At 41.6% G+C, this 1536-nt stretch carries 2 protein-coding genes; both read left to right on the top strand.

Annotation, left to right across the window (positions count from 1 at the left end):
* The coding region (locus DWU89_RS20355) for a PDDEXK nuclease domain-containing protein (RefSeq protein ID WP_244205966.1) at positions 1–360 on the top strand (360 nt) is incomplete at its 5' end.
* 31 nt (positions 361–391) lie between these two features.
* Positions 392–1228, top strand: a complete 837-nt coding sequence (locus DWU89_RS20350) for a hypothetical protein (RefSeq protein ID WP_115501448.1) — start codon at positions 392–394, stop codon at positions 1226–1228.
* The last annotated feature ends 308 nt before the right edge of the window (positions 1229–1536 follow it).

Raw genomic sequence — 1536 nt, 5'->3', positions numbered from 1 at the left:
GAGCCGTATGACGGGAAACTGTCACGTACGGTTTTGAAGCCGAGTTGGGGCAGCGATGCCCCCGCTCAGGTAAACTACCATCGCATTTTGAAATGCCATGTTATTGTAGAATTGAAGATAGACAAGTTCCGTCATGAATACGCTTCACAACTGAATATGTATCTGAACTATTTCAAAACGGAAGTGATGCAGCCGGATGATAATCTGCCTATCGGCATCTTGCTTTGCACCGAAAAGGGAGATACATTAGTAAAGTATGCTACTGCCGGATTAGATCCAAATATATTTGTGCAGAAGTACATGATAGAGCTTCCTACTGAGGAGGAAATAAAGGAATTCATTTCTTCCTCAAACTACTGAAGATAATACACACTATTAAAAAGGAGGGCTTATGCGCATTAAAAATTATTTCATCGCTATCTTGTCCCTGTGCGTCTTTTTACAAGCCAAGGCAACAGGGCTATCGGGGGATATTATCTCATTCGATGGAGAGAGTTGGGTTTTAATGGCTAAACCGATAAATATGGATTCCGCTTTGTATAAGCATTTGATGGCTTTTATTCCTGATAATCATATTGTCTCAACAGGTAATTGGGAAGGATATACAGCCTTTTGGGAAATACAGGACGATTATCTTTGTCTGCAACACATAGAAGTATATGTATATGATAAGACAGGCCAGGAAGATTCCACATTGATATACAATACGGAAGCATTACAAATGCCCTTTACCTCCTATTATGAGAATGGAAAAATCCAAGCACGTTGGCTAAGCGGTGAATTTCGAGCCGGAAAAGGTGATTTAGTAAGATATGTACACTCGGGATTCGACCGTAACATGGCAACAGAGCGAATACTACACATTACCAATGGAAAAGTAGTGGAAACGGCTACTTTCCATAACTATAAAAAGCCCGGTCTGAATATGAAGGATGTACAAGATGAAATTATTCGCAGGTTTCCATGGGAGCGTTTCCCTGAATATAAAGGTCAGCAAATAATTTTTGCAATAAAAAATATTCAAATGACCGATGACGGACATTTGAAAGATTGCGAAATATATTCCATTTCCCTACGTCCTATGCGAAAAACAATAGAGGATGGCAATCATCCTTTGGTAATAGCTCTCAAAGAGACATTGAAATCTATTCACCCATGGGAAATCCTGTTTATCAACGGAAAGTACACACTAAAATATACAAATTTTTCGATGGGTATAAAACAATGATCGGCAAATATAACGGCCTCGTAGGGGCGGTTCGCGAACCGCCCAAATAGCGACGTTGTCTTAGGGCTGTAAGCCCGGCAGATCTCAGCCCAAGGCGTGAGCCTTGGGTTAAGGAAAACGTCTCCCTTCCCCTCTTAGCCCTGTAAGGGCGGCACCAGTAACATCCTGTGTCACAATGTATCGCCCTTACAGGGCTTTGGGCGGTTCGCGAACCGCCCCTACGACGATATCGGATCACCCCGGAAAGTTGTGGAGAAAGCAAAAAATAATTATTTTTGTTCAATGGAAACAGGTTACGAACTATTCTT

The organism is Parabacteroides acidifaciens, assembly GCF_003363715.1.
Taxonomy (GTDB): Bacteria; Bacteroidota; Bacteroidia; order Bacteroidales; family Tannerellaceae; genus Parabacteroides; species Parabacteroides acidifaciens.
Note: the sequence above shows the minus strand (reverse complement) of the source record. Positions and strands in the feature narration are given on the sequence as shown.

What these genes read in the sequence shown, in the direction of transcription:
- DWU89_RS20350 (WP_115501448.1), top strand. Translation starts at nt 392, where the DNA reads ATGCGCATTAAAAATTATTTCATCGCTATCTTGTCCCTGTGCGTCTTT.